The sequence below is a fragment of the Citrobacter sp. NCU1 genome, assembly GCF_010231475.1.
Classification (GTDB): Bacteria; Pseudomonadota; Gammaproteobacteria; order Enterobacterales; family Enterobacteriaceae; genus Citrobacter_D.
The window spans coordinates 1-6,872 of sequence record NZ_NRDO01000104.1; the positions used below are offsets into that span (position 1 = coordinate 1).

Below are 6,872 nucleotides of genomic sequence, written 5' to 3' on the forward strand. Positions count from 1 at the left end.
TGCCCAGCCCAGCCCAGCCCAGCCCAGCCCAGCCCAGCCCAGCCCAATCTGTAAGTTTACAAATTGTTACATATTTTGTTCATCAAATTTCATCGTTATCAGCGATTAGCAACATCTGGCGAAGGTTGCCATTTAGACATATTGCCTAATATTCACTGTTATTAATCGATATTCGTTATTCTAATTTTTTGAATGAGTTTGAAAGTGTCATTCTTTACGTATTAATTCTTCTGTGCAAGTATATATACACCCAATAGAGACTAATTAAGTCTTAGATATAAATATCTAATGTGAAGGACATAGCCATGAGCTTATTGCCTCGGGAAAACACACCCCAAAAAAACTATAGGCTTCTGAGAATATCAGAAGTGATTAATTTGACTGGCTTACCCAAGTCAACAATTTATCTAAAGATAAAGAATGATGAGTTTCCAAACCAGGTTTCTATCGGTTCTCGTTCTGTTGCATGGGTGGAGCATGAAGTTAATGAATGGATAGAGAAGAATATTCTCAATAGAAAACTAAACTCCTAAATTGAGGTGGTAATTATATGGTTGACAATGTTTTTAAGAAAAAACTGGCATCAATTAAAAACGAACATGTGTCGGTGTTAGACAGTTACAAAGTAAGCCCATTTAAAGAAACTCATAGCGACACAGCCTGTATTGTGCGTATTATCGAAATCTATTCATTGAATAAGCTGCGCGCTAAAGGTGAAAAGCTGTATTCACTGACGGGGTTGACAGTACCTGATACGGAAGCTGTGGCGAATGAGATCAATCTGCTACTCAGTCGCTATGCCCAGCTGTGTCGCCGTGAAGAGGAAGAATTATCTTTCCGGCAGCACGAAGTCACAAACGCGGAAGCTGTATGGAAAAGTGCATCCTCGAAAACCAGTGCCAGTAGCATTGCTGAGGCCAAAACGAAAAAACCTGGGCGTGTCGAACGTGCGGACGCAGAACGCCGTTACCAGCTGGCAGCTTCCCGACTGAGTGAGCAACAATGCCGACTGAGTACGATAAGGCTTTTACCGGGTTTGCTGGCAGATGAGGCCGATTATATTGGGAAAGGAATCGATAAGCGGCTTCTGAATATATTTCCTCATTCAGTACAGATCTCTGCTGAATTTGTTTCTGTGTTTCATGATGTTGGTATTGTCCGGGATGTTAATTTTATTATTGAAGCACTTAAATTTTTATCTGAGGCCGTAAGCTCAATTATTAATTGTTGCAGTGTGCCAACTGATCGTTATGAATTAAATAACGGTGGCATGGTAAGGACTATGGCTTACAGGGAGTATTACCGCGCTGACAATACTGTATTGCGTACTGTCGTAAGTGACCGGGATTATATTGAGCATGTAATGAAATGCAATCGGGTTACTGAGTACAAAAATAAACTCTTTTCTTAATTATAAAAAACAGGTGATAACTATGTATGCCTTTAAAACAGAAAGGCCGGATGCGGCACGTCGCTACCATCAAAAATTTACGTCTGGCTCAGACTATAAACCTGATACGAACCGACGTTTTTCATTAGGTGAGCCGGGCGAGAATATTTTACGGGCTTCAATCCTGGAGTCTGGCTGGTTAATGAAGAATATCACTCTGCGCGATGTTAACGCCGTGTCGGGCAATGCCATCAATATTGGCGCCAGTGAGCTGCATACCGGGCGTGTGGACGGTGGTCGTTTCCACAAAAAAATAGCCATTAATGGTACGGAGTTCTTTCTGGCAGAGACGGATACCTGCGCCCGGATCAGTTATTCCGATATGTCACACATCTATCATACCGGTGTGCCGGATGAGTTTGAGAAAACGGTTGAAGACTTTTTTAGCCAGACGTATGCGCTGGATATGCTGCGGGTAGGTTTCAATGGTGTGTCCATCGCGAATACGACAGATCCGGATATCAATAAAAAAGGAGAGGACGTCAATATTGGCTGGCATGCACTGGCGAAATCCTACGGGAAGGGGAAGCAAATTATTTCTGAGCCTGTGACTCTGGGAGAGTCTGGTACGTGGAAGAATATTGATGTACTGGCCAACCATCTTATTACTGAGCTGATTGCAGAGCCGTTTCGTGAAGATCCCCGTCTGGTTGTGCTGGTTGGGGCGGAGCTGGCAGCACACCAACGCCTGAAGCTATTCAATGCCACAGACCGTCCGGCTGATGTGAATGCCGCGCAGATGGCTACAAGTTCAGTGGCTGGCCGCTTTGCGTTTATTCCCCCGTTTATGCCGGGTAAGCGTCTGGCAGTAACGACGCTGGATAACCTGCATATTTACACTCAGGCGATAAGCCGCTGGTTCCGTGCTGAGTTTGATGATGAAAACAGCGAATACGTGCATTCCTACCTGCGCAATGAAGGCTATGCCCTGGGTGAGCCGGAACTGTACGCCGCTGTTGATGAGAGCGCCCTGACGTTCGCGGACTGACACTGCTTAAACAAAAAGACCCGCTCAGAAGCGGGTCACGTTAACAGTATCAGAAAAATGAAAAACTATTTTTAAGCAGAGGCTTAAGCATGCCAGCGCTAATTAATTCAGGCAATCATCAGTTTTCGGTTATAAACTTCTTGCCTCGCCAGGAATGCACGGGATATAGTTTAAAGGTTGCCGCAAAATCGGCAACCGGGCGTAGGAACCCGTGTTATCTGAAGGCGATACTACACGCGCCAGGCGTGTTTTTTTGTGTCGCAGCTTTGACTCACCTAAATTTAATGGTGTGGTGGCTGACTGTATTTTTTTATTTTTTACGCCACATCGTCAGAATTATGGTAGTCCAGGCGGGGCAGCTTTCGGGCTGGCCGGTATCCTTCAGAGCCGGTATTCCTACCCCCGTCTGGGCTACCACCCATGAGCGTAGGAACTCCGGTGGTAGCGTTACCCGCTATCTGAAGGAGGTTGCCATCATGGCTACAGTCCCGGTTTTATCTCACCCTGAATTTACCTTTGTCTTTCTTGCCGTCCGCCGTACTGACTATGGCGCTCGCCCTTGTTCTGTGCGTGTCATAGCAGACTGCGAACATACTGCACGCCTTAAACTCGTCTCCGAATTTGTCCTGAGCTTTGCTGCCCGCGTCCCTGTAAAAAATCCTGGGGAGGTTGCCGCATGAGCTGTTTAACAAACGTAAAAAATGGTTGCACATTGAGTGAATCTGGTGAGCGCCGTCTGTTGCGGGCTGCGCTGGCCAGTGAGTTTCTTGCAGATGTATTGTCTGTCCCCGCTGTGAGTGGATCGAGAACTGTTTCTGCAGAAGGGGCTGCGGCCATTATGGCCTGTATTGCTGACCAGCTGGACGGGGTGGTTAAGGAAACAAGCACAATCAAGGGAGATATGCATGATGAGCAATAATCAAAATCTTAAGACACATGCATTACGTACAGCAGTATTACGTTTCTACATTGCTGATGCGTTCATTTCTCTGATGATGCGTGTCCATAATGAACCGGTTTATATCGAAGATGGCGAACGAATAGAACTCACCTACGAAAAAGTCGTGAGCAATATTATTTATCATATTGAAATGCCGTGGGTGACTGAATTTGGTGCCGAAGTTGGTTGCATGCTGGCCGGGGAACAACTGGAAAAAATGCTTAAACCTGGCTTCATGTCAGAAAACATTTGCCTGTCAGTTTTTGGTGTCACAGAGATGCGGGAGATTTACCGGGATATTATTTTTGGTGCCCCTGATGGAGATCTCCCTGAAGGTTTTGCGTTTGTGAAGCCGGAAGACCAGGGGGGGCAGCTGTGAGGAATCAACCTGTGTCTGTGGTTTCAGGTGCTGCTGTCGGGCACTGGCCACATATTCTGTCTGCTTTAGGTATCAAAGTACCGCCAGCGGGGCGTCATGGAGCCTGCCCGGCGTGTGGCGGCAAAGATCGCTTTCGTCTCGACGATAAAGAGGGACGGGGTACCTGGTTTTGTAATCAGTGCGGTCATGGTGATGGTCTGGATCTGGTTCGTCTGGTGACCGGGAGAAAGGTAAAGGAAGCCGCAGATGTGGTATCTGAGGTGCTTGCATTACCTGAAATGCTGGAGAAACCCGCTTTGCCCGCCAGGAAAAAGGCGGCAGGAAAAGAAACGGGCGCGGAGCGGTATACCCGACTCAGACAGCAGTCCCACAACGGTGAGCCGATCTATCTGACAAATAAGGGCTTACACGGGTATTCACTTCCCCTGCTGGCGCAGTCTTTGAATCTGGCCGGGATGACATTTTCAGCCGGTTCTCTGTTGCTACCACTGACGGATATTGCTGGGACTATTATCGGAGGTCAGCTTATCAACCCTGACGGGGATAAAAGCCTTCTTCCCGGTAGCCAGCTGTCCGGCGCATTCATTGCCCTTAACGATATACCCGCTGAAACACCTGAACAGGTGATCATCACGGAGGGCTATGCCACGGCGCTGACCGTCAGCCTTCTGGCTGAAGGGTGGATCGTGGCGGCTGTTGCGGCCACCAATTTGCTGAAAGTGGCGGAGCAAGTCCGAAAGCGCTGGCCGGAAACCCGGATCATTCTGGCCGGAGATAATGATCTGGCTGACGGGAAGGAAAATACCGGACGTATTCAGGCAGAGAAAGCCGCTAAAGCGGTGGATGGCTGGGTGACACTTCCCCCGGTACGCCATAAGGCGGACTGGGATGATTACCGGCAGGAGGTGGGTAAAGATCGGGCGCGTGAAGCCTTCCGTGAGGAAATGACGCTACACGGTAAAGGGCAGACCCGACTGCCGCAGGGATTCAGGCTGACCAAGGAATACCTGTGGTATGACAAACTGGTTAACAAGTCTGATGGCGATACGGAAATCCGCAATATCAAGATTTGCAGTCCGCTGCGGGTGACTGCGATCACCTGTGATGCAGACGGCAGTAATTATGGACGTCTGCTGGAGTGGGAGGACACAAACGGTAACAGCCGCAAGTGGGCTATGCCGATGGAAATGCTGGGCGGCAGCGGGGAAGAGCTGCGCCGCGTGTTACTGGTTAATGGTCTTTCTTATATCAACATCAACGGGATGGCCAGGGCGTTCCTGATGGAGTACCTGTCCCTGTGTAAACCAGACAGAAAAGTCACTTGTGTGAACAAAACCGGCTGGCATGGCGGCGTGTATGTCCTGCAGGACGAAGTGATTGGCCGTGAAGCCCAGTCGGTTATTTTGCAGACGTCGAGTGTACAGGGGCGGGACTTTCGCGTCAGCGGTACTTCTGACGAGTGGCGGGAAAATATTGGGCGCTATTGTGTCAGCAATGCCCGCCTGGCGTTTGCGGTGAGTCTGGCCTTTGCTGCACCGCTGCTGACGCTGGTTGGCATGAGTGGCGGCGGCTATCACCTGAAAGGCGAATCGACGGACGGTAAAACCACGACCATGAAAGTGGCTGCATCGGTCTGCGGTGGTACGGACTTCTGGCACACATGGCGGGCTACCGGCAATGCGCTGGAAGGAACGGCGAGCCGTCGCAATGATGCGACCCTGATGCTCGATGAGATCCGGGAGGTTGACGGCAGGGAGGCGGGAAATATTGCCTATATGCTGGCGAACGGGCAGGGGAAAGCCAGAGCCAGAACAGATGGTTCTGTGAGAGAAACCAACCGCTGGAATCTGCTGTTTCTGTCCACCGGGGAGCTGTCACTGGTGGAACATGCGGCCAGCGCCGGTGAACGAACCTATGCCGGTGTGGAGGTCAGGATGATCCAGATCCCCAGTGATTCCGGTAAATATGGTGTGTTTGAGGAGCTGCACGGTTTCAGTGGCGGGAAGACCCTGGCAGAACATCTGGAACAGTCGGTGGTGCATTATCACGGCACGCCTTTTCGCGACTGGCTGCACTGTCTGACCGGGGATCTGCCTGAGCTGACCCGCCAGGCGAAAACCCTGCTGAAAGAATATACCCGCAGACTGACACCAGAAAATGCCGGGAATCAGGTTGGCCGTGCGGTTACCCGTTTTGCTCTGGTGGCGATGGCCGGGGAGCTGGCCACTCAGGCCGGGATAACCGGCTGGCCGGAAGGTGAGGCATTCCGGGCGGCTGAATGCTGCCTGGCGTCGTGGATGGCCGATCGTGGTCATGCGGCCAATCAGGAAGACAAAACCGCGCTTGAACAGGTGCGCGACTTCATGACGCGAAACCAGTTCAGCCGTTTTGCAGACTGGCACGACGACAGGAACCGGCCGCTTTCAATGATGGGGTTCAGGAAGGTGGACAAAGGCGACAACACCACAGAACCGGTGGTGACGTTTTATGTGCTGCCGTCCGGCTGGAAGGAAATCTGTAAAGGATTTGATTCACGTAAGGTGGCCAGGTTGTGTGTGGATGCTGGGTGGCTGAAAGCCGGTGAGGACGGGCGGACACAAAACAGCATACGCCTGCCAGAAATAGGGGTTAAGCGAGTGTATCAGTTCAATACACAGGTACTGGGAAGCGCCGATCCCGAGTAATTATCGCGTGAGTCTTATTTTTATGAGGTAACACTGGTAACAGAGGTAACACCCGCTACTGATGCGGTTCTTCACTGTTACCAGTCAAAAATACTTACTGGTAACAGTGGTAACAAAAAGCGGTGTGTTACCACGCGTTACCTCTTAATTTAGTTAACTGGTAACGGATTAAATTCATTTAAATCAATGATGTTACGCGTGTTACCAGTGTTACACGTTCAGAACAAGAGGCAGGGAACCAGAATCCCTTCTTCTGGCGGGCAAAAGGATAAAACGATGAAGATGATGAAAATGTACTGCCCAACATGTAAGGCAGTCGCGCGGATAGGTAAAACAAACAGAAAACACCCGCAGCTATACGATGTGTACTGATCCTACCCGCGAATAGTGGACACGCGATTAAGTGAGTAAACTCTCAACCAGAGGTGACT

Annotated in this window: 7 protein-coding genes and 1 pseudogene; all 8 read left to right on the forward strand. The window is 49.8% G+C overall.

The window, feature by feature from the left end; translation table 11 throughout:
* The first annotated feature begins 305 nt into the window (after positions 1–305).
* Positions 306–533, forward strand: coding sequence for a helix-turn-helix transcriptional regulator (locus CJP72_RS24295; protein ID WP_162383808.1), 228 nt, complete (start codon positions 306–308; stop codon positions 531–533).
* A 17-nt stretch (positions 534–550) separates the two neighbouring features.
* A complete protein-coding gene (locus tag CJP72_RS24300) occupies positions 551–1,411 on the forward strand; it encodes a hypothetical protein (RefSeq protein WP_162383809.1) in 861 nt (286 codons plus the stop codon).
* Between the two features lie 22 nt (positions 1,412–1,433).
* Positions 1,434–2,438, forward strand: a complete 1,005-nt coding sequence (locus CJP72_RS24305) for a P2 family phage major capsid protein (RefSeq protein ID WP_162383810.1) — start codon at positions 1,434–1,436, stop codon at positions 2,436–2,438.
* 89 nt (positions 2,439–2,527) lie between these two features.
* Complete coding sequence (locus CJP72_RS24310) at positions 2,528–3,118, forward strand: host cell division inhibitor Icd-like protein (RefSeq protein WP_162383811.1); 591 nt, start codon at positions 2,528–2,530, stop codon at positions 3,116–3,118.
* Positions 3,115–3,357 carry a hypothetical protein gene (locus CJP72_RS24315; protein WP_162383812.1) on the forward strand — a complete coding sequence of 81 codons (243 nt, stop codon included), beginning with the start codon at positions 3,115–3,117 and terminating at the stop codon, positions 3,355–3,357. The genes CJP72_RS24310 and CJP72_RS24315 overlap by 4 nt, the downstream gene beginning before the upstream one ends.
* On the forward strand, positions 3,347–3,757 hold the full coding sequence (locus CJP72_RS24320) for a hypothetical protein (RefSeq protein ID WP_162383814.1): 411 nt from the start codon (positions 3,347–3,349) through the stop codon (positions 3,755–3,757). Before CJP72_RS24315 ends, CJP72_RS24320 begins: the two co-directional genes overlap by 11 nt.
* Positions 3,754–6,441, forward strand: coding sequence for a DUF927 domain-containing protein (locus CJP72_RS24325; RefSeq protein WP_162383813.1), 2,688 nt, complete (start codon positions 3,754–3,756; stop codon positions 6,439–6,441). Before CJP72_RS24320 ends, CJP72_RS24325 begins: the two co-directional genes overlap by 4 nt.
* Before the next feature lie 276 nt (positions 6,442–6,717).
* Positions 6,718–6,810, forward strand: a pseudogene (locus tag CJP72_RS26150) (ogr/Delta-like zinc finger family protein); the annotation flags it as partial.
* Between the last annotated feature and the right edge of the window lie 62 nt (positions 6,811–6,872).

Bases quoted from the DNA above. Each gene is read 5' to 3' on its own strand.
- CJP72_RS24315 (WP_162383812.1), top strand. From the start codon at position 3,115: ATGAGCTGTTTAACAAACGTAAAAAATGGTTGCACATTGAGTGAATCT.
- CJP72_RS24305 (WP_162383810.1), top strand. From the start codon at position 1,434: ATGTATGCCTTTAAAACAGAAAGGCCGGATGCGGCACGTCGCTACCAT.
- CJP72_RS24320 (WP_162383814.1), top strand. From the start codon at position 3,347: ATGAGCAATAATCAAAATCTTAAGACACATGCATTACGTACAGCAGTA.
- CJP72_RS24295 (WP_162383808.1), top strand. From the start codon at position 306: ATGAGCTTATTGCCTCGGGAAAACACACCCCAAAAAAACTATAGGCTT.
- CJP72_RS24310 (WP_162383811.1), top strand. From the start codon at position 2,528: ATGCCAGCGCTAATTAATTCAGGCAATCATCAGTTTTCGGTTATAAAC.
- CJP72_RS24300 (WP_162383809.1), top strand. From the start codon at position 551: ATGGTTGACAATGTTTTTAAGAAAAAACTGGCATCAATTAAAAACGAA.